Source organism: Thermus sp. 2.9, assembly GCF_000794385.1.
GTDB lineage: Bacteria > Deinococcota > Deinococci > Deinococcales > Thermaceae > Thermus > Thermus thalpophilus.
Genome location: NZ_JTJB01000031.1, coordinates 41,639 through 65,740, shown reverse-complemented (window position 1 = coordinate 65,740; position 24,102 = coordinate 41,639). Strand labels below are relative to the sequence as shown.

Below are 24,102 nucleotides of genomic sequence, written 5' to 3'. Positions count from 1 at the left end.
CACAACCCTAAGCATAGCCACCTCCCGGGTGAAAAATCTGTGGCCCCTACCCTTCCATGACCACGGGGAAGAGGAGGGCCCCCGCGGTGAGGTAGACCACGTCAAAGACCAAAAGAAGCTGCCACCAAGAAGCCACTTCCGCCAGGGGAACCCCCTCCAAAAGCCCCGCCGTGGCCCGGACCCCCGCCAGGACCACGGGCACCACCAAGGAGAAGAGGAGAAGGGGCAAAAGCACCTCCCGCCCCCGTAGCCGGGCGAGGAGCCCGGCGTAAAAGGTGGCCACGCCCGCGTAGCCAAGCCCCCCCAGGGCCAGGGTGAGGAAAAGGGGAAGGGCCTTTCCCAGGGGCAGGTGGAAGAGCAGGGCGGAAAGGAGCAGGGCAAAGGCGGAAAGGGGGAAGAGGAGGAGCATCTGGAAGAGGAGCTTCCCGAAGTAGACCCACTCCTTGCCCCCGGGGGTCAGGAGGAGATCGTCCAAGGTGGCGTCCTCCACCTCCAAGGCAAAGGCCCGGGTGGAAAGAAGCGTGGCCAGGAAGGCCAAGGCCACCCACAAGACCCCGGGGGCGGCCCGGCGCAAGGCCCCCTCCTCCGGGCCCAGGGCCAAGGCCATGATGAAGAGCATCACCGCCAGGAAGCTGAGGGCGGAGAGCACCCCCGCCCGGTCCCGCACCTCCAGGCGCAGGTCCCGCAGGGCCAAAAGCCAAACCCGCCCCACCCCCAAGCCCCCCCTCCCCACTGCCTTCTGCCCTTCCGCCCTCACGCCGCCCCCAGCCAGAGGACCCGATCCGCCACCGCCTCCGCCAAGGCCCGGTCGTGGGTGGCGAAGACCACCCCTCCCCGCGCCCGGGCCCCGTCCAAGGCCCGGAGGAGGAGTTCGCGCCCCTCCTGGTCCAAGGCGGTTTCCGGCTCGTCCAAAAGCCAAAGGTCGGGGGAAAGAAGCTCCAGGCGGGCCAGGGCCAAGCGCTTTTTCATCCCGCTGGAGAAGGCGGCGAGGGGCAGGTCCTCCGGCAGGCCATACCGGGCCAAGGCCCCCCGCCAGTCCCCCCTCCCGCCGTGGAAGGCCAGGTCGTAAAGGAGGTGTTCCTTGGCGGTGAGGTGGCGGTGGAAGGGGGGGGGATTGGCGAGGAAGAGGGCCCTCCCCTCCCGCACCACCCGGCCCCGGGTGGGCTTCAAAAGCCCCGCCATGAGCCTTAAAAGGGTGGTCTTGCCCGAGCCGTTGGGGCCGAGGAGGGCCAGGACCTCGCCCCGCCCTAGGGAAAGGCTCACATCCCGCAGGACCCAGTCCCGGCCAAAGCGCTTGGAAACGGCCTCGAGGCGCAACATGCTCCCTTCAGTCTAGGGGTATACCCCGGGGACAAGGGTCCCTATAGGTACTTCTGCAGCCACTCCGGCGTGATCCGCAGGAAAAAGGTGTTCAAGGCGGAGTACGTCCCGGTGAAGAGGAGCACCCCCACGAGGACGAGCACCACCCCAGCGAAGACCTCCACGTAATGGGAAAGCCTTCCCGCCCGCCGTAGCCACCCCTTGAGCCGCTCGGCGAAGAGGGCCACCAAGAGGAAGGGCACCGCAAGCCCCAGGATGTACGCCAGCAGGAAGCCCACCCCGCCCCCCACGGCGGTGAGGGTGAGGATGGCCCCCAGGATGGGGCCGATGCACGGGGTCCAGCCCAGGGCCAAGGTGGCCCCAAGCAAGAAGGCCCCCAAGGGGCGGCCCGTCTCCCCTTCATAGCGGAGGGAAACCCCCCACTTGGGCCTCAAGCCCAGCATGTAAAGCCCGAAGAGGACCAGGACCACCCCCCCCACGCGGGCCAGGGTCTGGCGGTGTTCAAAAAGAAGCCCCCCAAGGAGGGTAAAAGGAAGCCCCAGGAGGAAAAACACCGCCCCGAAGCCCAAGACGAAGAAGAGGGCGTTAAAGAGGGGGCGCCCCCTTTCCCCCCCCAGGTAGAAAAGGTAGGTGGGCACCAAAGGGAGCACGCAAGGGGAAAGGAAGGAGAGCACCCCCGCCAAGAAGGCCGCGCCCAAGGAAAGCGTCATGCTCCCATCCTAGGGCAAGGTGAGCCAAGGGAAGCGGCGCTTGGTCTCCGGGTCCAGGTCCAAGAGCTCCCGGGCCGGCATGCGCACCTGGGGCAGGGTCTTTTGGTTGACGGGCTCATTCGCCTCTATGATGCCGTTCATGTAGAGGAGGAAGGCCACCAAGTGGTAGACCTCTTCATTGGTGAGGGTGCCTTCCTGACCGAAGGGCATGGCCCGGCGGATGTAATCGTAAAGGGTGGTGGCGTATTGCCAGTAGTTGCCGATGGCGTACTCCACGGGCTCCGTGTCCGGGGTGATGGGGAAGGGCTCCGCCACCAAGCGGTTAAAGGGGTAGCCTTCCCCCCGGGCCCCGTGGCAGGAGGCGCACTTCTCGGCGTAGATCCGCTCCCCCTCCTCCACCCTCCCCTCCCCCGGGGGAAGCCCCCGGCCGTCGGGCAGGACCACGGGCCTAAGGTCGTACTGGGCGGCGAGTTCCTCGCTGATGGGGGTGCCGAGGCCGTACCGCGCCCCCACCGCCAAGCCCAAAAGGACCACGGCGAAGAAGAGTTTCTTAGCCATCAAACACCTCCCCGTCGCACCCGCCCACGGGGCCCAGGGCCTGAACGCCCAAGGGCCGGTCCCCGTTCACCACCCGGCCGTCGGGCAGGATGCGCCAAGCCTGGATGGCGTTGTAGTGGTAGCGGTTGTTCTTGCCCCAGCGCTTGAAGAACTCCTCCCGGGTGGGCTGGGTGTTTCCCTTCTCGTCCCAGGCCCGGCTCCACAGCACCGCCTCCTCGCCCCGCCACTGCCAGGGCATCTTGAAGCGGACGAAGGCGTAGCGCTCCACAGGAGGCTCTAAGGTGGGCTGCCGCAGGTCTTCCCCTCGTCAAAAGAGATCTCCACTTTGGTCACCCGGCCGAACCCGCTCAGGCCAGGCCCCGAATCTCGTGAAACCCGGGCTTGATGGCCTGCCCCCCCGAGGGGTAGGTGATGATGGACTGGGGCTCCATGACCCAGGTGAAGGCCAAAACCTTCCCGTCCGCCATGACGTCCGTGTACTCGCTGGTCTCGTCCTTGGCCATGGCGGGCAGGTCGGTGACCAGGATGCGCCTTAGCCACTTCACCTGGATGCTCCCCTCCCAGCCCGGCACCACCAGGCGCACGGGGTAGCCCTGCTCGGGGCGGAGGGCCTCCCCGTTTTGCGCATAGGCCACCAAGACGTCCTCCATGGCCTTCTCCAGGGGAAGGGAGCGGGTGTACATGGCGGCGTCCATCCCCTCGGGGATGAGCCACCTCGCCCCCGGCTTCACCCCCGCCTCCTTGAGGAGGAGGGCCAGGGGCACCCCCGTCCAGCTGGCGTTGGAGGCGAGGCCCCGGCTTCGGGTGGCGGTGAGGTTGGGGTCGGGGGGGTTGCGGTAGCCGTTCTGCCCGTTTCCGGCGCACTCAATGAAGTAGGTGCGGGTCACGGAGGGGAAGCGCTTGAGGTCCTCCAGGGTGAAGACCAACGGCCTTTCCACCATCCCGTGGATCACCAGGCGGTAGTGCTTGGGGTCCACCTGGGGCACCCCGGCGTGGTGGCGCTCAAAGTGGAGGCCGTTGGGGGTGATGACCCCCTCCAGCCGCTCCAGGGGAGCGAAGTCCGCCCCCGAGTGGCGGGTGCGCAGGTTGGGGGAGATGTAGCGCACCACCTCCTCCTCAAAGGGGCTCCTGTTCCCGTACTCGGAAAGGGGAGCCCCGAGGGTCTTGGTGGGGGCGAAGGTTTCCTCGCTCCAGGGAGCCCCTTGAGCCCGGACCCTAAGAAGGCTAAAGAGGCCTCCCGCTCCAAGAAGCCGGAAGAACTTCCGTCGGTCCATATACCCTCCTATCGTATCCCACGGGCGCAAGAAAAACCCGCCCCCCTGAGGGGGCGGGGCCTAACGCCTTAGGCAGGGCCGAACATGTCGTTCCAAATGCCGGTGGCCCAGCCAATGGCCGCCTGGCCGTTGGCCTTGGAGCGCTGGTTGTCCACGGCGCTTTGCGCTTTGATCTGCTTGGCCGCCTCATCCCAGGAGTAGTTGGCGGAAACCCAGATGGCCTCCTCCGAGTCCACGAAGGAGTAGCAGATGTTCTGGGGAAGCTCAGGGGGGATCTCCGCCAAGGGCTTGCCTTTAAGGCGCTCGGCGATCTGCCGGGCCACGATGGTGCCGGAGACGTAGGCCACCATGCCGCTTTTGGGGTAGGGGGTGTTGCCGGTAATGTCCCCCACCAGGTACACCCGGTCGTCCTTTTCGGAGAGGAAGTAGGGGATGCGCACGTTGGCCCAGCGCTCCCCAAGCCCCGCCACGCGCACCAGCTCCCCCGCCTTCATGGGGGGGATGATGTCCGCCAGGGTGAAGGCCACCTCCCCAAGCTCGGTGAGGACCCGCTTCTTCCCGTAATCCAGACCGGTGATCTTGGTGTTGGGCACGTACTCCAGATAGTCCTTGTAAAGGTCGTTGTAGGCGGCGAGGAAGCCCGGGGCCTTGGAAACGGGCTGCGGGTTGGCGTCCAGAACGATGACCTTGCCCTTCACCCCCTTGGTCTTGAGCCGCCAGGCCAGCATGGCCGCCCGCTCGTAGGGGCCCGGGGGGCAGCGGTAAGGGGGGTTCGGGATGTACATGACGAGCTCCCCACCCGTCTCGTCAAACTGGTCCAGCATCCGCCTCAGGGCGATGTGCTCAAAGGGCTTGAAGCCCACGGGGAGGAGGTGCTTCACCTCGGCGTAGCCGGGGATGGCCTCGTACATGTAGTCAATGCCGGGAGCCAGGACCAGGAAATCGTAGGCCACGTACCCCCCGGCGGTGCGCACCAGGCGGCGGTCGCGGTTGATGTCCAAGACCTTTTCCTGGACGAAGATGACCCCATCCTTCACCACGTTGGTGTAATCAAAGACGAGCCACTCCAAGGGCTTGACCCCCGCCAGGAAGAGGTTGGACATGGGGCAGGACATGAAGATGGGCTTTTGCTCAATGAGGACCACCTCGGCGTCCACCCCGGACCGCACCAGCTTCCGCGCCACCGTGGTCCCGCCCCAGCCGCCCCCGATCACCACCACCCGCGGCTTGCGGGTGCGGGGAAGAAGGGTGGCCGGGCGGCTGTAGAACTCCTGGGCGAAGGCTGGGCTCGAGATCGCCCCGGCAGCGGCCAAAGCCGCCCCCGTCTTGAGGACCTGACGCCGACTGACCTTGCTCATACTCCCTCCTTCTTCTTGGCCAGCCTCTTATCGGCCAGGGCGGTAAGGAGTCCCGCCCGTAGCTTCCAGGATCTGGCTCATGACCCGGCGGGCCTCCTGGAGCATGGCCACCGCCGGCGTGCCCATCACACCGGGCATGATGGTCATGAGCATGGGCTCGATGGCACCCACCAGGACGTCATTACCCATCTGCATGGCAAAGAAGCGGCAAGGAGCGGCGAAACCTCCCGCAGGCTGGGTGAGGAACATGATCCGAGCCCATTCGCTCTTGCAGGGCATGATCACGGTCACCGGGCCCACCTTCACGTTGGGCAAAAGGTTAAGCCCGTTGGAGGTGAGCTCCGTTTCCACCATGAGCACCACATCCTCCACCTTGGCGGAGGGCACCCGGTACATGAGGGCAGGCATCATGCCGCTAGCGGGATCGGGCATCATGGCGGGGGGCAGGCGCTTCACGATGCCAAGCCGTCCCAGGGCCGCCTCGAGGCGCCACACCAACCGCTCCACCTCACCCCCGTACACCTGTAGCATGGAGAAGAGGAGGCGCCCGTCAAAAGTGCCCACCGTGAAGCTGTTCCCCTGGCCGGTGATGAAGACCGTGGGAGGTAGGACGATGGCGGCCATGGGATTTTTGGAAACCGCCTCGATGCTTCCCTTATCCGGCTTCAGCACCACCAGGCGGTACTCGGGGAAACCCGGGCCCGTCACCTGCCGCACCTGCTCCCCCAGGTTTAGAACCCGGTCTGCCTCGAGGCCCACGGACTTCAGGGCGGAGAGGGTCTTGGCCTCCACCTCTTCCAGGGAGCCTTTAACCTCCACCACCAAAGACTGCGCCAAACCCAACCCCAAAAGGGCCACCAGAGCCAAAAGCTTCCTCATTGCGAACCTCCTTCCACTTCTAGGCCGGCGTCCAGCCAGCCCTTAAAGCCGTGAGCGATGTTCTTGGCATTCTTGTAGCCAAGCGCTTGCAAATATGCGGCCACCACCGCCGAAACGCTGCCCGAGTTGCAGTAGACCAGGATCAGGGCCTCCTTGTCCTTGGGTAGCTCATGAAGGCGATCGGGCACCTGGCCGGCGTAGATGTGCACCGAACCCGGTATATACCCCTTCTTCCGCTCCTCCTCCGTGCGCACGTCCAGGATAAAGGGATCAAAGAGGAGGAGGTCCTTGGCCTCGGTGGGATACACCAGATAGCTGGCGGGGGGCACGCGCTTGAGGAACTCCCCAAAGGCCTTCACCCAGTCCCCCCCCGCCCCCCCTCCCCCCTGGGCCCGGGCCAGGGGAAGGAGGGGAAGAAGGGCAAGGAGGTGGCGGCGGCGCATGGCTAGCGGGTGAAGAAGGGCAGCTCCTCAAAGGAGTGCCCGGCCTTGGTGGCCTCGGCCAGCATGTACACGGTCAGGGCGATGTGGACATCCGAGTAGAACTCCGGCTTGGGAATGGCGATGGACTCGTAGCAGAAGTTAATGCGGTCCTCCATGGTGTAGAGCCGGTCCTCCTCAAAGCGGTAGGCGGGCCACTCATTGCCCAGACCCTGCTTGGGGCTCCGCACCGGGGAAAGCCGTACCCTCTGGCCGGCATACTGGTCGTGGCAGATGGCGCAGCTCATGTCCCGGGCCCCGGCGCGGGTGTACCAAAGCTCCCGCCCCAGGTTGTACATGGCCAGCTCCGCCGGGTGCTTGGGCACCACCTGGATCTTGGCCTTGGAGGAGAAGGAAGCGATATAGGTGGTGATGGCCCTAACCTCGTCCCGTTTGATCTCCGCCGGCTTGTACCCCTGTACGGTCTGCATGCAGGTGTACACCCGGGTTTCCAGGTCCTCCACCCGCTTGCTGTCGGAGAAGTACTTGGGAAGGATGGCGTAGACTCCCTCCAAAACTCCCTTCCCCTTGCCGAAGTCGCACTCCTCCAGGGTCTTGCCGCTTGGCCCCTTGCGGAAGAAGAGCTCCTTCCCCTCCTCCACAAAAAGATCCCCCGGGAGCACGCCGAAGGTCTCCAGGTACATCTGCCGCTGGCGCATGGCCTCCTCAAAGGGATCCAAGGGCTTCTGCTGCTGCGTATAGGCCCCCAAGCCCGCCAAGGCCCCCAAGGCCAGCACACCCAGGAAAACTAAGCGATTCCTTCTCTTCACGGCTCACCTCCGGTTGATGGGGGACTCGGGGTCCAGAAGAAAGGCCACCAGGTCGGCGGTTTCCTCCGGGGTAAAGAGGCCGTGCACCCCGCCACGGTACATCAGGGAGCAGGGCACGAAGGCCCAGGCGTTGAAGATCTTCTCGTAGGTGTAGCGCACCACCGCCTCCGAGGTGCCCCGCTGCCCATAGTTGGTCAGGCTCGGCCCCATGGTGCCGTGGGCCACCTCGCTGGCGACCCCGGCGTGGCAGGCGTAGCAGTTACCCCGCTTGGGATCGGTGAAGACCTTCTCCCCGTTTTTCCAGTCTCCCATGAGCTTGCCGTTTGCCGGGTACTTGATGAGGGCCTTCTGCTCCGCCAGGAAAGTCGGGATGAGATCCGGGGGAAGCTTATCCCGGTACTGGGAGCAAAGGGCCTGCCCTTTGTCCTGGGAGAGCATCACCTTGGCAAACTCGTGGCCGCCCGCATGCAAAGCCGCCTCAAAGCGGGCCCTAAAGGGACTCACCTGGGTGAGGCCAAGCCCCAAGATGACCACCGAAACTAACAAAATTGACGCCTTTTTGGTCATGAACTCACCTCCGGCACACGGTAGTTACGTCCCAACACGCGCACGTTGGGCTTGGGCAAAACCCTTATGCGCCCAGCGGCTTTGAGGTACTCCTCGAGGACCTGGTAGATGGGCCTGGGCTCGTACCCCGCCTTGGCCTCCCCCACCCGCTGGAGCCTTCCCCCATAGGAGGCCGCCAGGTACCGGCGATTGGGATCCAGGGGCTTGCCGCCCACCTCCACCTCCCGGATGCGCTTGCCGACGGGGGCATCGGGGTCCAGCACGTAGCGGAGGCCGTAAACCCGGCTCACGTCCCCGCCCTGCTGGTAGAAGGGATCGGGGGTAAAGACGTTGCTGGCGATGTCCTCCAGGGTGTTCCGGATCTGCTCCCCCCGTAGCCAGAAGAGGTAAAGGTCGGGGTAGGTAAAGCCCAGGTAGGCGTAGAGGTGGTCCCGGGTGATGGCCTGGCCGGGAAGGATGGTGGTGCCCCAGCGCACCGCCGGGCTGAAGACCAGGTCCACCTCGGGATAAAGAGCCTTCACCGCCTGCCCCACCAGCTCATCCCAGGTGGAGTAAAGGGTGTCCCGCTTGTAAAGCAGGGATTCGGAAACCGCCAGGGGCTCGAAAAGGTGCTGCCGGTGGGGAGCCAGGGTCTTTTCCAGGAAGGCCTCCACGTCAGGAGCCCCCGGGAGATGGCGGGCCAGAACCGGCAGGATCCTGAGCCGGAGGTTGGCAATACCCCCCTTGAAAAGCTCCAGGTCCACCCGCATCAGGGCCTTACCGGCTGCGCTTCCCGCCACGATCCAGGTCTTGCCCACCCGCCAGGGGGAAGGGGTGAGGTCGTGGGTGTGCCCGGAAAGGATGAGGTCAATGCCCTTCACCCGCTCCGCCAAGGCCGCGTCCAGCTGGAGGCCGTTGTGGGAGAGAAGCACCACGGCATCCGCCCCCTCGGCCCGGGCCTGGTCCACGGCCTCCTGCAAGCGGCGCACATCCAGGGCAAAGGAAAGGCCTTCCGTGAACTCCTCGGGGTGAGAAACCTTCACGTAGGGATAGGTGGCCCCCACCACGGCCAGGGTGTAGCGGCCCATTTGGTGGATCCGGTAAGCAGGGTAAAGGGGGTCGCCGAAAAGCTCATCCACTACGTTGTAGGAGAGGTGCTCGCCCTTAAGCTTCTTGAAGAGCGCCTCGGCCCGCTCCCGCCCCAGGGTCCACTCCCAGTGGGAGACCATGTGGTCCACCCCAACGAGGTTCTGCCAGTCCACGATGGCCTCTCCCTGGGTGAGGAGGGAAAGGCCGGAGTTGGTCCAGGTATCCCCCCCGTCCAACACCAAGGCCCTGCCCCCCTCGGCCTCCACCTGGGCCTTTTGCCTGCGGATAAGGGCGGTGAGGGCGCTCAGGCCCCCGATGGGACCGAAGGCCTTGGCCAGCTCCACGAAGTCCAGGTAGCTGAGCAGGTAGGCCAAGGGGGTCTTCCGCTCCACCCCGTAGTAGCGCAGGATGGCCTCCCCGGTCAGGTAGCCGGGCCTCCCCATAAGGGGCTTGGGGGCGATGAGGTTGGGAGGCTCCATGAAGTAGTGGGGGAAGGCCTGGCCGTGGAGGTCGGAGAAGTAGAGGAGGGTGGCGTTGCCGTAAGGGGGAAGGTCGTAGAGGCGGGAAGGATTCTCCAGAACCTGGGCCAAAGCCTTGGGCCCAAGCCCTCCCAGGGCGGAAAGCCAAAAAAGAAGCTCCCTTCGGTTCATTTAGACCCCACCGCCGGCTTGGTGTTGAAGTCGCTTTCCGGATCCAACAGGTAGGCCACCACGTCTGCGATCTCCTCGGGGGTCAAAAGCCCCTGGGCCCCAAAGCGGTACATGACCGTGCAGGGGAAATAAGCCCAAGAGTTGTAGATGACCTCGTAGGTGTAGCGCTGCACCGCCTCGGACTGGCCCCGCTTGAGGCCGTATTTCTCCAGGCTGGGCCCCACGTCCCCGCCCAGGTGCACCGGGGAGCCAAAGTGGCAGGAGAAGCAGTTGGCCTTCTGCAGGTTGTTGAAGATGGCCCCGCCCTTCTTCCAGTCCCCCATGAGCTTGCCGCTTTGCGGGTACTTGATGAGGGCCCGCTGCTCCTCGAGGAACTTGGGGAGAAGATCGCCGGGCAGACGGTTGCGGTGAATGGAGCAAAGGGCCTGGTCCGGACGCTGGTTAAGGAAGACATCCGCGTAGGTCTTGCCACCCGTCTTGATGGCCTCCAGCTCGGAAGGGGAAAAGTACGACTGGGCCAGGGCCACCACCAAGGGCACGGCCAAAAGGATGGGGATAAGCTTCTTCGCCTTCATCGCCGCCTCCTCACCGCACGAAAGCCGGCCACTCCTCCACCACCGCCCCGTTATTCTGGTAGGCCATGAAAAGCTCCAAGGCTAGGATGGGCAGGGAGTAAAGAGCAGGCTGGGGATGGCCGATGTTGCCGTAGCAGGCCCGGATGCGGTCCTGCATGGTCCAGATCTGGTCGTTGGAGTAGCGGTAAGCGGGCCAGTGGGTCCAAGACTTGTCCTTCCCCAGCACGTCGGCGTAGGGCAAAACCCCGGCCCGCTTGCCCACGTAGGTCACATGGCAAGTGGCGCAGCCCACGTCCCTAGGCCCCGAGCGGGCGTAAAAGAGCTTCTCCCCGAGGGCGTAAAGCTCCCGCTCCTGGGGGAAGAGGAGGCGCACCTGGATCTTGTGGCCCGTGGACTTGCTGGCGATGTAAAAGGCCACGGCCACCACCTCGGAGCGCCGCACCTCGCTCGGCTTGAACCCCTGGACCCGGGTCATGCAGGTAAGGATGCGGCCATCCAGGTCTTCCACCCGGCCCGTGTCCAGGAAGTAGCGGGGAAGCCGGGCGGCGGCCCCCTCCAAAACCCCCTTGCCCAGGCCGAAGTCGCACTCGGCCATGGTTTTGCCCGAGGGCCCCTTCCGGTTAAAGAGCTCCTCCCCTTGCTGGACCACGAGCTCCGTGGGGAGGATGCCCGCGGTTTGCAGGAGGAGCTCCTTCTGCCGCTTGGCCTCCTCCCGGGGGTCCGGGCTTCCCTGGGCCAGGGCCGAGGCCAAGAGAAGGGCCACGCCTACCACCCACCACGCCTTGGACCGCATATACCCACCTCCATAAAGGCGCCCGGTTTCCCGGGCGCCCCATTTAGGCTAGCTCCAGCTTTACTTGGGCTTCCCCGGTGTCGCCGCTGGTGTCCTTAAGCCTTACGGTGTAGGTCCCCGGCTTTTCCGCCTTGAACTTGAACGCGTAGTTGGGATTGGTGGCAATAGAGGGGCCGAGGCGGGCTTCCGCCACCTTCTCCCCTTCAAAGTAGACCTCCACCAGGTTGATGTAGTTGGCGGGGATGAGGTTCCCCTGGGCGTCGCGGCGGGTACCCGGCTCGTTGGGGTGTTGCGCCAACACAGTGAGCTTGAACCCCTCTCCCGCCTTGGGCTTGGCCGGGGTGAGGCGAACGATGGTACGGATGGGCATCTTCTACCTCCTTTCTTTAGCCGCAGCCCCCCACGGTCACGCGGGTGCTGGCCGAGGCCAAAAGCAGCTTGCCGTCGGTGGTTTCCACCACGGCCCGGACAGCCGAGGTTTCCGCCAAACGGATCCGCACGTAGAAGTAGGGTTCAGCCCTAATAGGCATGTAAGCGAAGATGTGAGGTGTAGGGTTCTTGTCGGCGAAGAGGTGGATGGCCTTCACCTGGCTTGCGGGCAGGTTCACCTCCACCTCCGCGGGCACGTTGGCCCCGCTCTCCGCGATGGCCGGCATGGTGAGCTTCACCAGGTTGGAGGGGGTAAGGTCTTTAAACCCCTTGCCCAAAGCCTCCTGCAGGGCCTTTTCCAGGTGGGCCAGGTCCTCGCCCTCCAGCCCCTGGGCCATGGCGGGAAGCCCCGCCACGGCGAGGGCGGAAAGGGCCGCTCCGGTCGCCTTCAAAAACGCTCGCCTATTCACACGCACCTCCTTTGGCGCACATCTGGCGCAGCTCCGCAAGGAACTGCGCCCGGGGCCGGCTGCCAAAAAGCCGGCCCACCTCTTCCCACGCCCCCTTCCGGGGGACGAGGAAGACAAAGGTGGGGGTGCCCGGCACGCGGAAGCGCCGGGCCAGCTCCTGCCCCTCCGGGGTATCCGTACCCACGGAGGCCACCACGAAGCGCTCTTCCAAAAGGCGGCTCACCGCGGGGTCGGAGAGGACAAAGGTGTTCATCTGCTCGCAGTAGGGGCAGTGGGCGCTATGAAAGTACACCATGAGCACCCGGGCGTGCTCCTGGGCCAGGGCTTGGGCTTGGGGAAAGGGATACCAGCGCCCAAAGTCCGGCGCCGCCAGCGCCACGCCGAGGAGGAACATCCAAAGTACCCTGTATGCGTACATCACCTTACACCACCCGGGTACACCCAAGGACATTTGTACCTTACCAGGTTGGTCAGGGGAAAATCAAGCCCCCGACTACACTACTTTGACCGCTTCTTCACATTATACCCCCTGTTGTTTTGAGCTGAGGGGTAGATGACCCCCTCCCGCGCCAAGCGGTGCCTTACCCCCGACTAAAGGAAAGCTAAAGCCCAGGCTCTTGACGAACCCGAAGGGACAAACTACCCTATACCCCGGAGGGTAAAGATGAAGCGGACCCTTATGGCTTTCCTCCTACTCGGCGGCCTGGCCTTGGCCCAGGCGGACGGCGCCAAGCTCTACGCCCAGTGCGCGGGCTGCCACCAGGCCAACGGCCAAGGGATCCCCGGGGCCTTCCCGCCCCTGGCGGGCCACGTGGCGGAGATCCTCGGCAAACAGGGGGGGCGGGAGTACCTGATCAAGGTGATCCTATGGGGCCTTCAGGGGCAGATTGAGGTCAAGGGCATGAAGTATAACGGAGCCATGCCCGCCTTTAACGGCCTCAAGGACGAGGAAATCGCCGCCATCCTCAACCACATCGCCACCGCCTGGGGCGACGACAAGAAGGTCCAGGGCTTCAAGCCCTTCACCACGGCCGAGGTCAAGGCCCTGCGGGACAAGAAGCTCACCCCCCAGCAGGTGCTGGAGGAGCGTAAGAAGCTGGGCCTGAAGTGAGGCCATGGCCCGCCCCCGGGGCCCAGGGGCCCCGGGGGCTTTTTAATGGAGGGGTGCTGGCCTTCGCCCTGGAAAAGCGCTTCCCCGGTTTCCGGCTAGAGGTGGCCCTCGAGGTGCAAGCAGGCGAAGTCCTCGCCCTCCTCGGGCCCTCCGGCAGCGGAAAGAGTACCCTCCTCAAGCTCATCGCCGGCCTCCTGCCCCCCGACCGGGGCTTCGTGCGCCTCGGCCCCCTGGACCTCACCCCCCTCCCCCCCGAAAAGCGGGGGGTGGGCTTCCTCTTCCAGGACTACGCCCTCTTCCCCCACCTCAGCGTGGCGGAGAACATCGCCTTTCCCCTGGTGGAGGCCCGCTGGCCCAAGGCCCGGCGGGAAGAAAGGGTGCAGGAGCTTCTCTCCCGCATGGAGCTTTCCCCCCACGCCCGCAAGCGGCCCGAGGCCCTTTCGGGGGGGGAAAAGCAGCGGGTGGCCCTAGCCCGGGCCTTGGCGGCGAGGCCCCGCCTCCTCCTCCTGGACGAGCCCTTGGGGGCTTTGGACCTCAGGCTTCGCGAGGAGCTCCTTTTCTTCCTGCGCAAGACCCTGCGGGAAGAGGGCGTCACCACCCTCCTGGTGACCCACGACCAAAAGGAGGCGTTTCTCCTGGCGGCAAGGGTGGCGGTGCTCCGGGAAGGGAGGCTCGTGCAGGTGGGCACCCCGGAAGCGGTCTACGCCCAGCCCAAGGACGCCTGGACCGCCCGCTTCCTCGGGCACAAGAACCTGCTGGGCCCCGAGGAGAGCGTGCGGCTCGGGCTTCCGCCCCGGCTTCACCTCCTTCCCCCCCGGGCCTTGCGCTTGGGGGGGGACTGGGCGGGGGTGGTGGAGGAGCGGCTTTTCTACGGGAACCGGGTGGGGCTATGGGTGAGGGCGCGGGGCGTGAGGCTCTACCTGGAGGCGGAGGAGGGCCCGGAAGAAGGGGGGGAATGGGGCTCCACCTGGACCTAGCCCAGGCGGTAGCCTTGGAGGGATGAGGCGCTTCGCCCTCCTCTTAGGGGGCCCTCTGCTGGTCACAGAGCCACTTAGGGAAAAGCTTCAAGGATACCGCCTCCTGGCGGCGGACTCAGGGGGCAGGCACGCCCTCGCCTTAGGGCTCATCCCCGAGGTGTGGCTGGGGGACTTTGACTCAAGCCCCCCTTGGCTGCAGTCGGCCCTTCCCGCCCCCAAGGAGGTCCTGCCCCGGGAAAAGGACCTGACCGACGGGGAAGCCCTGTTGCAAAGGGCCTTGGCCCTGGGGGCGGAGGAGGTGCTTTTGCTCGGGGGGATTGGGGGGAGGCTGGACCACACCCTGGCCCACCTGGCCCTTTCCTTTTCCCTGGCGGAAAGGGGGGTAAAGGTGGCCCTCACGGACGGGCTCACCTGGGCCTACCCCCTACTTCCCGGGGCCCACGCCTTTCCCTTGGCGCCGGGCACCCCCTTTAGCCTCCTTCCCTTTCCCGAAGTGGCCTTGGCCCTGGAAGGGGCCCGCTGGAACCCCCCCTTGACCCCTTTGGCGGCCACCACCCGCACCCTGGAGAACGAGGCCTTGGGGGCGATCCGGATAGAGGTGGCGGTGGGGCGGGCGGTGCTCTACGTCTATTGACAGGGGCAAAAGGGGGGGGCTACACTAGCTTTTGGCGTTTGGGCCGCTAGCTCAACCGGTAGAGCAACCGACTCTTAATCGGTGGGTTACAGGTTCGAGTCCTGTGCGGCCCACCAAGGACCCCCGGGGAAGCCCGGGGGGTTCCGTATCATGGTCGCTATGGACCACCCCAAGAACCCCTTGGACCTTCTGCCCATGGACCTTCCCCAAGGGGAACCCTGGGGCTACGCCTTGGCGCAAAGCCTCCTCAAGGCTCCTTGGGCTTTCCGGGCCCTGAAGGCCACCCCAGGGGTATTGGACCTGATGCGGCTGGACCTCGAGGCCCTCTACCTGGAGCTGGAGCGCCTGCGCCGGGAATACCCCCTGCGAAGCCTGGGGGAACGCCCCCCCCACCCGGCGGAGGAAGGGGCGCTTCAGGCCCTCCTCGCCCGCGACCCCGAGGCCATGGCGGCGGTCCTAAAGGCCCACGGGCCCTGGCCCTTCGCCCTGTACCGCGCCTTCCGCTTTGATGGGGAGCTCCACCCCCTTCCCTCCCCCCGCCTGCCCAAGCCGGGGGAACTTTTGGGGTATGAAGCGCAACACCGGGCCCTGGAGGAAAACGCCCGCCGCTTCCTCGCGGGCAAGCCCGCCCTCCACACCCTCCTCTACGGGGCCCGGGGCACGGGAAAAAGCACCGCTGCCAGGGGGCTATTGCACCTGGAAGGGGCTCGCATGGTGGAGGTGGAGCCCAAGGCCCTTTCCCAGCTGGAAACCCTTCTGGCCACCCTTGCCTCCCTCCCCCACCGCTTCTTCCTCTTCCTGGACGACCTCTCCTTAGACCCCGAGGACGCGGCTTTCCACCACCTCAAGGCGCTTTTGGAGGGGAGCCTCGAGGGGGCGGCGGAAAACGTCCTCCTCCTGGCCACCTCCAACCGCCGCCACCTGGTGCGCCGCCTGGGGGAGAACCCCCTGCCGGGCGAGGCCCCCGAGGCCTGGGACGCCCTTCAGGACACCCTGGCCCTTTCCGAGCGCTTCGGCCTCGTCCTCACCTTCCCACCCTTTGACAAGGGGCTTTACCTCCAGGCGGTGGCCCACCACTTGGGCCGCCCCCTCCGCCAAGAGGAAGCGGAAGAGGCCCTTCGCTTTGCCCTGCAAAAGGGCTTTTCCGGCCGGGTGGCCCGGCAGTTCGCAAGCCTCCTCCGCTAGCCCCGGCGGCGCAAGGCCGCCTCCACAAAGCCGGCGAAGGGAGGCGAGGGGCGCATGGGGCGGCTTTTGAACTCGGGGTGGCTTTGGAGGGCGAGGAAGAAGGGGTGGTCCCTTAGCTCAATGGCCTCCACCAACCCCGCCCCCCGGCCCCGCATCCCCGGGGTGGTGGCGGAGATGACGAGCCCAGCCCGCTCCAACTGGTCCACGTAAAGGGGGTTGACCTCGTAGCGGTGGCGGTGCCGCTCCATGGCCTCCTCCTTGCCGTAGAGGCGGTGGAGGAGGGTGCCCTCCTTGATGCGCATGGGCCAGTCCCCGAGGCGCATGGTCCCGCCCAGGCCCTCCACCTCCAGTTGCTCCGGCATGAGGTCAATGACGGGATGGGGCGTGTAGGGGTCAAACTCCGTGGAGTTGGCCCCCTTTAGCCCCGCCACGTTGCGGGCGAACTCAATCACGGCGATCTGCAGGCCCAAGCAGATGCCGAGGTAGGGGATTTTGCGCTCCCGGGCGTACTGGGCCGCCCGCACCTTGCCCTCAATCCCCCGCACGCCAAAGCCCCCGGGGACCAGGATGCCGGAGACGTCGGCGAAGGCCTCGTCCAGGTCTCCCGCCTCCAGGGCCTCGGCGTCCACCCACTTCACCTCCACCCGGGCCCGGTTCTTGATGCCGGCATGCTTCAAGGCCTCCAGGAGGGAAAGGTAGGCGTCCGGCATCTTCACGTACTTCCCGGCGATGGCGATGCGCACCGTGCGCTCGGGGTGTTTGAGGACCCGGACCGCCTCCTGCCAGAAGGCCAGGTTGGGGAAGACGGGCTCCAATCCCAAGGCCCGCTCCACCGCCCGGCCCAGGCCCTGCTCCTCCAGGAGGAGGGGAACCTCGTAGAGGTGCTCCACGTTGGGGCTGGAGAAGACGTGCCCGGGGCGCACGTTGGTGAAGAGGGCCACCTTGTTCCGCACCTCCTCGGGCACGGGCTTCACGGAGCGGAGGACGATGGCGTCGGGCTGGATGCCCACACCCCGCAAGGTGGCCACGGAGTGCTGCGTGGGCTTGGTCTTGAACTCCTCGCTGGTCTCCAGGTAAGGGACCAGGGTGAGGTGGATGTAGAAGGTGTTCTCCTCCCCCTCGTCAAAGCGGAACTGGCGGATGGCCTCCAAAAAGGGGAGGCTTTCTATGTCCCCCACCGTACCCCCCACCTCCACCACCACCACCTCCGCCTTCTGCTCCTCCGCCACCTTGCGGATGCGGTCTTTGATCTCGTCGGTGATGTGGGGGATGACCTGGACCGTCTGGGAGAGGTACTCGCCCCGGCGCTCCTTCTGGATCACGGAAAGGTAGACCTGGCCGGTGGTGAGGTTGTTCCCCCGGGAGAGGTCCATGTCCAAAAAGCGCTCGTAGTGGCCGATGTCCAAATCGGTCTCCGCCCCGTCGGCGGTGACGAAGACCTCCCCGTGCTCATAGGGGCGCATGGTGCCGGCGTCCACGTTCACGTAGGGGTCAATCTTGATGGCCGTGACCCGGTACCCCCGGGCCCTTAAGAGGGCCCCTAAGGAGGAGGTGAGGATCCCCTTCCCCAGGCTGGACACCACCCCTCCGGTGACGAACACGTACTTCCTGGGCCTTGTTGGGCTATCGGAAACCCCGCTCACGGGACTTTAGCCTACCACATCTGGCGGAAGGCCTTGGTTTGTGGTAGAGTCTTCTTTGGCGTTCTTGCGGGGTCCCCCGATCCCCCGGCAAGAACTTGAGGAGGGCCCTGGTCATGCAAACGTACGTGCCGAAGAGATTGAACCCCGTTGGGTTCTGATTGACGCCGAGGGCAAGACCCTGGGGCGGCTCGCCACCCAGATCGCCACCCTCCTTAGGGGCAAGCACCGCCCCGACTGGACCCCCAACGTGGCCATGGGGGATTTTGTGGTGGTGATCAACGCCGACAAGATCCGCCTCACGGGGAAGAAGCTCAAGCAGAAGATCTACACCCGCTATAGCGGCTACCAGGGGGGCCTCAAGGAGATCCCGGCGGAGAAGATGCTCGCCACCCACCCCGAGCGGGTGCTGGAGCACGCGGTGAAGGGGATGCTCCCCAAGGGGCCCTTGGGGCGGAAGCTCTTCAAGCGGCTTAAGGTCTACGCCGGGCCCACCCACCCCCACCAGGCCCAGAAGCCACAGAAGCTGGAGGTCAAGTGATGGAGCAGTACTACGGCACCGGCAGGCGCAAGGAGGCGGTGGCCCGGGTCTTCCTCAGACCCGGAAGCGGTAAGGTCACCGTGAACGGCCAGGACTTCCAGGACTACTTCCAGGGCATCGTGCGGGCGGTGGCGGCCCTGGAGCCTTTGCGGGTGGTGGACGCCTTGGGCCGCTTTGACGCCTACATCACCGTGACGGGGGGCGGCAAGAGCGGCCAGATTGACGCTATCAAGCTAGGGGTGGCCCGGGCCCTTCTGCGCTACAACCCGGATTACCGCGCCAAGCTCAAGCCCTTGGGCTTCCTCACCCGCGACCCCCGCATGGTGGAAAGGAAGAAGTACGGCAAGCACAAGGCCCGCCGGGCGCCCCAGTACTCCAAGCGCTAGGCGCCACCCTTTCCTCCCCCCGGGCTCACCCCGGGGGGATTTCCCTTGGCATCTGGTTCAAAGCCTCCCGCAGGGCCTCTGGGGAAAAGGCGTGGACCTGGCCGTGGCGCAGGTAGACGAGCCTGGCCTCCGCCTCCACCCCCAGGGCTCGCCGCACCGCCTCGGCGTAAAGGGCGATCTGGAAGCGGTAGGCCTCGGGCTTCACCGTTTGGTCGGTCTTGTAGTCGTCCAGGAACCACCGCTCCCCCACCCTATAGAGGCGGTCCAGGACCCCGTGCCAGACGGTGCCCCCCAGGGGAAGGACCAGGGGAAGCTCGGGGTAGTCCTCGGCCCGGGCCTCGAGGGAAGGCAAAGCCTGGCCCAAAAGCTCCCGGTAGCGGGCAAGGAGGGCCTTCACCTCGGCGAGAAGCGCCGCCTTTTCCCCCTCGGAGAAGGGGAAGGCCACCTCCTGGAGGAGAAGGGCCGCCATGGCCCCCTCGTCCTGAGGGTCCAGGTCCCGAGCGATGGCGTAGTGGACCAGGGTGCCCAGGGCCCGGGCGTACTCGGAGGCCGCCTCCCCCTCCAAGGCCTCCGCCAGGGGCTTGGGCTCGTCCTTGTCCTTGCGGAAGGCGCTTGGGGAGTAGACCCAGGGCAAGGGGCTTGGGTCCGGGCGCCAAGCGGCGTAGGGGGCGGGCCTGGGGCTCTCTCGCTTCCCTTTGGGCTGCACCCGGGGCAGGGGGCTTAGGGAGTGGCGGCGCACCAGGGGGTCTTCCCCGTCGGGGCCCAGGCCCAAATCCCAAAGGACCTCCGCCCAAGGCCCGGGGCGCCCGGAGAGGCTTCCCGTGAGGAGGAGGACGTCCCTAGCCCGGGAAAGGGCCACGTAGAGGAGGCGGAACGCCTCCTCCCGTTGCGCCTTCTTTAGGGCCCCGGCCAAGGGCTCGTAGCCCGGGGTGCCCTTCAAGGCCACCTGCCCCCCCTCCCCCACCAGGAGGGGCTCCCGGTCCGGGGGCTCCCCCCGGGCCAGGTCAAAGACCGCCACCACCGGCCACTCCAGGCCCTTGGCGGCGTGGACGGTGAGGAGGTTCACCCCCTCGCCCCCCTCGGGAAGCTCCCCGGCCTCGGGGTCCTGGGCCCTCACCTTGAGCCATTCCAGGAGGGCCTCGATGTCCGGAAAGCGCTCCCGGGCGGCGAGGAGCAAAAGGGCGTCCAGGTTGGCCCGGGCCCTGGGCTCAAGCCGCCTGAGGAAGACCTCGTCCTGGACCAGGGATTTAAGCGCCTCCAAAGGCCTTTTCCCCGCCAGGGTCTTGAGCCAGGCCAGGCGGGCCTGCGCCTCCTCGGGCAGGTGGGGGTAAGGGGTCTTCCGCCCGCAAGGCCTCCTCCACCGCCCCCAGGTTGAGCCCCAAGAAAGGCCCCCGCAAAAAGGCCAGAAGGGAAAGCCGCTCGGAAGGGGAAGGAGGGCCTTCCAGGAGGGAAAGCCTGAGGGCGTGGTAGAGGTCCCGCACCTCGGGCCGGGTGAAGAAGCTCCGCCCCCGCCGCAACACGTAGGGCACCCCCAGGGCGCGGAAGGCCCTTTCCAGGGGGGGAAGGCTCGTGCGGCTTCGCACCAAGACGGCCATGTCCGGGAAGGGCACCCCCTCCTGCGCAAGCGCCCGAAGCCGCTCGGCCAAAAGGCGCGCCTCAAAGGCCCGCTTGGCCTCTAACTCGCCTTCCCCCACCACCCAGTGCACCTCCACCCGCCCCTCCTCCTCCCGCAAGGGCACCAGGGGCACCCGTTCCGCCTCGGGGAAAAGGGCCAGGAACCGGTTCAAGAAAGCCGCCACCTCCCTGGCGTGGCGGCGGCTTTCCTTAAGCTCGCGCCTTTCCACCCGGGCCAGGGCCTGGCGGAAGACCTCCACCCGGGCGTTGCGGAAGAGGTAGATGGACTGCTTGGGGTCCCCCACGGCCACGAGCCTGGCCCCCGCCTCCTCCAACGCCCCAAAGAAGCGGGCCTGAAGGGGGTTCACGTCCTGGTACTCGTCCAGGAAGAGGTGAGGGAAGCGCTCCACCAGGCGGGAAAGGGCGAGGGGGTTTTCCACCAGGCGGAGGGCCAGGGCCTCGAGGTCGCTCGGCCCCAGGGCCTCGAGGGTCCGGCGGCGGTAGCCCGCAAGGACCTCCCCGTAGAGGGCGAGGAGCCTCCCGTTTTCCTCCCCCTCGGCGGGCAGGAAGGCCTCCGCCAGGGAACGCTTGCGGTAAAGGGCCCGGAGGAGCTCCTCCCACTCGGGGGAAAGCCCTTTAAGGTAAAGGAGGCTTCGCACCTCCTCCAAGAAGACCTCCTCGGCCAAGAACTCGTCCAAAAGGGCGAAGTCGGGGTCCAGGGAGAGGAAGGGGGCGGTGTGGCGCAAGGCCTCGGCCATGAAGCCGTGGATGGTGGTGAAGACCGCCCCATAGGCCTCCCGCCTCGCCGCCTCGTCCCCCAGCTGGGCCACCGCCTCCAGGATCCTTCCCCTGAGCTCCTCCGCCGCCTTGCGGGTGAAGGTGAGGGCGGCCATGCGCCTTAGGGGCACGCCTTGGCGGAGGCTTTCCAAAAGCTCCCGCACCAAGGTGTGCGTCTTCCCCGTGCCCGCCGAGGCAACGTAAAGCTTCATACCTCCTCCTTGCGGCAGACGTCGGCCAAGTGGCAGTGGTAGCAGTGGGGGCCGGGCTTGGGGGGAAAGGCGCCCTTCTCCCATGCTTGGTAGGCCGCCTGCGCCATTTCCTCCACCTCCTCCGCCAAGGGAAGCCGCTCCTTCGGGCGGTAAGGGGTCTTGCGGTGGGGTTTGGGCGCCCCCAGCCAGGGCCAGACCCAAAGGAAGACCTCCTCCACGTCCTTCCGCGAAAGGAGGGCCTTTAGGGCGTACCACTCCGTCCAGCGGGTCTTGGGGCTCAGGTCGGGTTCCTTGCCCGGGGGAAGGAGGCGGTAGAGGTGGACCCTCTTCCCCTCCCGCCGCACCCCGTCCAGGCGCAGGACGAATCGGCGGCCCTGCCAAGGCACCCAAAAGGCCATCCCCTCCAGGTGCTCCCTGTGCGCCGAAAGCCAAGGGCCCACTTGGGGGTCCTCCTTCAGGCGGGGAAGCTCCTTGGGCAGGAGGTGCCAGCCCGGGGCCCCGTCTTCCTCTTGGAGGTTAAAGCGCAGGGCGTAGGCGCGAAAGGGGCACTCCAAATAGCGGCGGAGGGCCTCGAGGTGGGGCGGGGGCGCCTGGGTGGTGGGGTCCTCCACCCGGAAAGGCTCGTGGGGCAGGGCCTCCAGGAGGCTTGCCGGGGGCAAGGGCTCGGGCCTTTCCCCCTGGGCCAAGGGGGCATAGGGCCCCGAGGGCCCCGCCTCCGGGTAGAGGAGGAAGACCTCCTCCCCCCGGCTCGCCATCTCCTCCTGGAAGAGGGGGTCTAGCCCCCGAAGCCGCCTGGGAAGCCCCTTAAGAAGCCCCCTTTCCCTAAGGTCCTCCAGGAGGAAGTAGTCCTCCCGCTCCTCGAGGGTGTACCGCCCGGCGAGCCACTCCAGGACGTAAACCCGCCGGGCCCGCACCCCCGTGGCCCGCAAGGGGGGAAGGGAGGGGCACCGCCCCCGTTGGGGCTCGAGGGGGGTTAAGGTTTCGTCCAAAAGGAGGCTCCGCCACCAGGAAAGGGGATTGGCCCGGTCCACCCGCAGGGCCAGGCGGAGCCGGGCGAGGAAGGGCTCCTTGTCGGAAACCCCAAGGCACCTCAGAACCGCTTCCCCCCAAGCCAAGGCGTCCTCCCCAGGGGTCCTGAGGGCGCAAAACGCCTCCCACTCCGCAAGGAGGCCTTCCCGCTCCGCCAAGGCCCGAAGCGCCTCCTCCCCCGCCAGGCCCAGGCGCAAGGCGCGCCGGCCCAAGGCGGAAAACCCTAAGGCCAAGAGGTCCCGCCCCGTGGGGAAGGGGTTGAGGAGGGCGAGAACCCTTTCCCCCTCCTCCGTGTCCGCCAGGGCCCGTTCCCTCCCGTCCACCAGGGGAAGGCCGTACTCGTCCTTGAGGAGGAGAAGCCCGGGGATCCGCCCCTCCGGGGCCACCACCAGCACCTCCTCGGGGGCAAGCCCCTCCCCGCCCAGCGCCTTGGGGGCGAGGGCCCGCTTCAGGGCCCTCAGGAGGTAGCGGCTCTCCTCCACCGGGTTGGCGAGGGCGTAGACCTGGCGGCGGATGGGCCTTGGGGAAAGCTCTTCCACGGGCTCCAGCCCCTCGGGGAGAAGCTCTAGGGTGAGGAGGACGGGAACCTCCTGCGCCAAGCGGCGGAGGAAGTGGAGGTCCAAGGGGCCGATTTCTCGGAATCCGTCCACCACCACCAGGCCCGGCCTGGGGAAAAGCCTCAGGGGCACCTTCCCGGCCAGGCGGCGAAAGTCATCGTAGTCCAGGGCCTTTCCCTTGAGGCGCTCGTAGAGGAAGTACACCCGCCTCAGCCGCCCCGCCTCCCCCTCCTTAGGCAAGGCGAAGGGGGAAAGGCCAAACCGCTTCAGCTCGGCGATGGCCCGGGCGAAGAGGCGGGCCTCCCCCGGGGCCACCTGGGGGCCGGAAAGCGCCCGCAAGGCCTCCGCCACCAACGCCACCCGCCCCGCCCCTGGCAGGAGGGGCCCAAGCCTTCCCGCCTCCGCCACCACCCGGTAGTAGAGGGCCTGGAAGGAGAGGAACTCCAGGCCCAAAAAGGCTCCCTTTTGCCCCAAGAGGCGGTAGACGTAGGCCCGTTGATGGGGTAACCCCACCCACCAGACCCGCTCCCGCCGCCTAAGGGCCTCTAGGGCGAGCTCCAGGGCCCAAGCGGTCTTCCCCGAAGCCGGCGGCCCCACCACGGGATAGAGGCCCGGCTTCATAGGGCCTTAGTTTACTCAAGGGGAAAAGCCTTCCAAGGGTAACGGGGTGAAGTCCTTCGCCAGGCGCAAAACCCCCACCACCCGGCCCCGGTGGAGAACGAAGCAACGGTACTCCCCTTCCCCCACCGCCACGAAGCGGGCCAGGGTGAGCTCCCGGAGGAAGGGAAGGGGGCGCCTGCCCATGGGGCGGCCCCGGGGGAGGCCCGCATGGGGCATGGGCCTTCCCCCCTCCAGGGCCAGGAGGAGGAGGGGGCGGTCCCGGCCCAGAAGGACCAGAACCGCCCCGTCCTCCCGGTAAAGGGCCTGCACCTCCAGGGTCCGCACCACCTCGAGGCACCGGACGAGGGCCCGCTCCTCCCCTCCTTGGGCCCAGGCCAGGCCCAAGAGGGTCAGCCCCCAAGGGGCTACCTTGCAGAGAAGGGCGAGCCCGCGCATCAGAAGCCTCGCTCCGCCGAGATGAGGGCCAAGGCCGCCCGGGCTAGGAGGAAGGCCCTACCCGGCTCCTTTTCCAACCTAGCCTTGGCCTCCGCCACCAGGTCCTTCACCAAGGCGTCTTGGGCGCGGTAGTAGGCGAGCTCCTTCTCCGCCCGGTTCACGGCGAGCCTCGCCCGCTCCGCCCACTGGGGCGCCTTAGCCCTCCACCCCCAGTCCCAAGGGCCGTGGCCGCGGTGGAACCCAGGGCGGGCGGGGGTCCGCACTTGGGGCTCCCCTTGGGCCCCCCCGGTAGAGGAGGAGGGCCGCTTGGGCCTCCCGGGCCGCCTTGAAGTAGGCCTTGGCCTCAAAGTCCTTTTCCGCCCGGGCCTGCACCCCCTTGGCCCAGTCCAGGAGCTTGGCCTCGCCCTGGGCGCTTTGGGCCACCGCCTGGAGCCGGGCCAAGGCCGAGGCCGCCAAGGCCGCCTGCCGGTAGTCCGCCCCTTGGGCCAAAGCCAGGCCCGCCAGAAGAAGGAGTCCGAATACCGCTTTCCGCATACCCCATCA

At 66.8% G+C, this 24,102-nt stretch carries 24 protein-coding genes, 1 tRNA gene and 4 pseudogenes; 7 read left to right on the top strand and 22 right to left on the bottom strand.

Annotated features, from left to right (window positions below):
• Positions 1 to 46 precede the first annotated feature (46 nt).
• The 16 genes and pseudogenes from QT17_RS07555 to QT17_RS07480 form a co-directional block, all read right to left on the bottom strand.
• Positions 47 to 712, bottom strand: coding sequence for a heme exporter protein CcmB (locus tag QT17_RS07555; RefSeq protein ID WP_039458645.1), 666 nt, complete (start codon positions 710 to 712; stop codon positions 47 to 49).
• 41 nt (positions 713 to 753) lie between these two features.
• Entirely contained in the window at positions 754 to 1,320 is a 567-nt protein-coding gene (locus QT17_RS07550; RefSeq protein ID WP_039458527.1) for an ABC transporter ATP-binding protein, read from the bottom strand.
• Between the two features lie 41 nt (positions 1,321 to 1,361).
• Complete coding sequence (gene ccdA / locus QT17_RS07545; protein ID WP_039458526.1) at positions 1,362 to 2,030, bottom strand: cytochrome c biogenesis protein CcdA; 669 nt, start codon at positions 2,028 to 2,030, stop codon at positions 1,362 to 1,364.
• A gap of 9 nt (positions 2,031 to 2,039) precedes the next feature.
• Positions 2,040 to 2,588, bottom strand: a complete 549-nt coding sequence (locus QT17_RS07540) for a c-type cytochrome (protein WP_039458524.1) — start codon at positions 2,586 to 2,588, stop codon at positions 2,040 to 2,042.
• Positions 2,581 to 3,862 (bottom strand): annotated as a pseudogene (soxC, locus tag QT17_RS07535) (sulfite dehydrogenase). Before soxC ends, QT17_RS07540 begins: the two are co-directional and overlap by 8 nt.
• 68 nt (positions 3,863 to 3,930) lie before the next feature.
• Complete coding sequence (locus QT17_RS07530) at positions 3,931 to 5,220, bottom strand: FAD-dependent oxidoreductase (RefSeq protein ID WP_039458522.1); 1,290 nt, start codon at positions 5,218 to 5,220, stop codon at positions 3,931 to 3,933.
• Positions 5,221 to 5,247: 27 nt separating this feature from the next.
• Positions 5,248 to 6,099 (bottom strand): translation initiation factor 2, encoded by an 852-nt coding sequence (locus tag QT17_RS07525; protein WP_015717971.1) that lies wholly within the window; start codon positions 6,097 to 6,099, stop codon positions 5,248 to 5,250.
• A complete protein-coding gene (locus tag QT17_RS07520; protein WP_038031178.1) occupies positions 6,096 to 6,542 on the bottom strand; it encodes a rhodanese-like domain-containing protein in 447 nt (148 codons plus the stop codon). The genes QT17_RS07525 and QT17_RS07520 overlap by 4 nt, the downstream gene beginning before the upstream one ends.
• A 2-nt stretch (positions 6,543 to 6,544) precedes the next feature.
• Positions 6,545 to 7,348: a sulfur oxidation c-type cytochrome SoxA gene (soxA, locus tag QT17_RS07515; protein WP_015717973.1), complete on the bottom strand. Its 804-nt coding sequence runs from the start codon at positions 7,346 to 7,348 to the stop codon at positions 6,545 to 6,547.
• A gap of 3 nt (positions 7,349 to 7,351) precedes the next feature.
• Positions 7,352 to 7,915, bottom strand: a complete 564-nt coding sequence (soxX, locus tag QT17_RS07510; RefSeq protein WP_038031180.1) for a sulfur oxidation c-type cytochrome SoxX — start codon at positions 7,913 to 7,915, stop codon at positions 7,352 to 7,354.
• Positions 7,912 to 9,633: a thiosulfohydrolase SoxB gene (gene soxB / locus QT17_RS07505; protein ID WP_038031184.1), complete on the bottom strand. Its 1,722-nt coding sequence runs from the start codon at positions 9,631 to 9,633 to the stop codon at positions 7,912 to 7,914. Before soxB ends, soxX (QT17_RS07510) begins: the two co-directional genes overlap by 4 nt.
• On the bottom strand, positions 9,630 to 10,208 hold the full coding sequence (gene soxX / locus QT17_RS07500; RefSeq protein ID WP_038031186.1) for a sulfur oxidation c-type cytochrome SoxX: 579 nt from the start codon (positions 10,206 to 10,208) through the stop codon (positions 9,630 to 9,632). Before soxX (QT17_RS07500) ends, soxB begins: the two co-directional genes overlap by 4 nt.
• Positions 10,209 to 10,218: 10 nt before the next feature.
• A complete protein-coding gene (soxA, locus tag QT17_RS07495) occupies positions 10,219 to 11,001 on the bottom strand; it encodes a sulfur oxidation c-type cytochrome SoxA (RefSeq protein ID WP_039458515.1) in 783 nt (260 codons plus the stop codon).
• A gap of 43 nt (positions 11,002 to 11,044) precedes the next feature.
• Complete coding sequence (soxZ, locus tag QT17_RS07490; RefSeq protein WP_039458512.1) at positions 11,045 to 11,371, bottom strand: thiosulfate oxidation carrier complex protein SoxZ; 327 nt, start codon at positions 11,369 to 11,371, stop codon at positions 11,045 to 11,047.
• A gap of 16 nt (positions 11,372 to 11,387) precedes the next feature.
• Positions 11,388 to 11,840 carry a thiosulfate oxidation carrier protein SoxY gene (gene soxY / locus QT17_RS07485; RefSeq protein WP_039458510.1) on the bottom strand — a complete coding sequence of 151 codons (453 nt, stop codon included), beginning with the start codon at positions 11,838 to 11,840 and terminating at the stop codon, positions 11,388 to 11,390.
• The gene (locus QT17_RS07480) at positions 11,833 to 12,234 is read right to left on the bottom strand and encodes a thioredoxin family protein (protein WP_235283832.1); all 402 of its coding nucleotides are present in this window, start codon (positions 12,232 to 12,234) and stop codon (positions 11,833 to 11,835) included. The genes soxY and QT17_RS07480 overlap by 8 nt, the downstream gene beginning before the upstream one ends.
• 270 nt (positions 12,235 to 12,504) lie before the next feature.
• On the opposite strand from QT17_RS07480, the gene cycA reads away from it, so the two are divergent.
• From cycA to QT17_RS07455, 5 genes and pseudogenes are all read left to right on the top strand, one after another.
• Positions 12,505 to 12,951 (top strand): cytochrome C-552, encoded by a 447-nt coding sequence (gene cycA / locus QT17_RS07475; protein WP_039458505.1) that lies wholly within the window; start codon positions 12,505 to 12,507, stop codon positions 12,949 to 12,951.
• A 53-nt stretch (positions 12,952 to 13,004) separates the two neighbouring features.
• Positions 13,005 to 13,954: pseudogene (locus QT17_RS07470) on the top strand (ABC transporter ATP-binding protein).
• A complete protein-coding gene (locus tag QT17_RS07465; protein WP_039458502.1) occupies positions 13,951 to 14,562 on the top strand; it encodes a thiamine diphosphokinase in 612 nt (203 codons plus the stop codon). The pseudogene QT17_RS07470 and the gene QT17_RS07465 overlap by 4 nt, the downstream one beginning before the upstream one ends.
• 40 nt (positions 14,563 to 14,602) lie before the next feature.
• Positions 14,603 to 14,678: transfer RNA gene (locus tag QT17_RS07460), tRNA-Lys, on the top strand.
• A 43-nt stretch (positions 14,679 to 14,721) separates the two neighbouring features.
• Positions 14,722 to 15,747: a DUF815 domain-containing protein gene (locus tag QT17_RS07455; RefSeq protein WP_200883386.1), complete on the top strand. Its 1,026-nt coding sequence runs from the start codon at positions 14,722 to 14,724 to the stop codon at positions 15,745 to 15,747.
• Here QT17_RS07455 and QT17_RS07450 read toward each other — a convergent pair.
• Entirely contained in the window at positions 15,744 to 17,390 is a 1,647-nt protein-coding gene (locus QT17_RS07450) for a CTP synthase (protein WP_039458499.1), read from the bottom strand. The two genes, QT17_RS07455 and QT17_RS07450, sit on opposite strands and share 4 nt — an antisense overlap.
• A gap of 113 nt (positions 17,391 to 17,503) precedes the next feature.
• Between QT17_RS07450 and rplM the strand changes: the two are divergent.
• Both rplM and rpsI read left to right on the top strand, forming a co-directional pair.
• A pseudogene (rplM, locus tag QT17_RS07445) lies at positions 17,504 to 17,928 on the top strand (50S ribosomal protein L13).
• Positions 17,928 to 18,314 carry a 30S ribosomal protein S9 gene (gene rpsI / locus QT17_RS07440; RefSeq protein WP_039458497.1) on the top strand — a complete coding sequence of 129 codons (387 nt, stop codon included), beginning with the start codon at positions 17,928 to 17,930 and terminating at the stop codon, positions 18,312 to 18,314. The pseudogene rplM and the gene rpsI overlap by 1 nt, the downstream one beginning before the upstream one ends.
• A gap of 25 nt (positions 18,315 to 18,339) precedes the next feature.
• On the opposite strand, the pseudogene QT17_RS07435 reads toward rpsI, so the two are convergent.
• The 5 genes and pseudogenes from QT17_RS07435 to QT17_RS15005 form a co-directional block, all read right to left on the bottom strand.
• A pseudogene (locus tag QT17_RS07435) lies at positions 18,340 to 20,917 on the bottom strand (UvrD-helicase domain-containing protein).
• On the bottom strand, positions 20,914 to 23,124 hold the full coding sequence (locus QT17_RS07430; RefSeq protein WP_039458495.1) for a hypothetical protein: 2,211 nt from the start codon (positions 23,122 to 23,124) through the stop codon (positions 20,914 to 20,916). The pseudogene QT17_RS07435 and the gene QT17_RS07430 overlap by 4 nt, the downstream one beginning before the upstream one ends.
• Positions 23,125 to 23,139: 15 nt before the next feature.
• Positions 23,140 to 23,559, bottom strand: a complete 420-nt coding sequence (locus QT17_RS07425) for a hypothetical protein (RefSeq protein WP_039458492.1) — start codon at positions 23,557 to 23,559, stop codon at positions 23,140 to 23,142.
• Positions 23,559 to 23,720, bottom strand: coding sequence for a hypothetical protein (locus QT17_RS15010; protein ID WP_369792375.1), 162 nt, complete (start codon positions 23,718 to 23,720; stop codon positions 23,559 to 23,561). The genes QT17_RS07425 and QT17_RS15010 overlap by 1 nt, the downstream gene beginning before the upstream one ends.
• A 34-nt stretch (positions 23,721 to 23,754) precedes the next feature.
• A complete protein-coding gene (locus QT17_RS15005; RefSeq protein WP_369792374.1) occupies positions 23,755 to 24,093 on the bottom strand; it encodes a hypothetical protein in 339 nt (112 codons plus the stop codon).
• Positions 24,094 to 24,102: the final 9 nt, after the last annotated feature.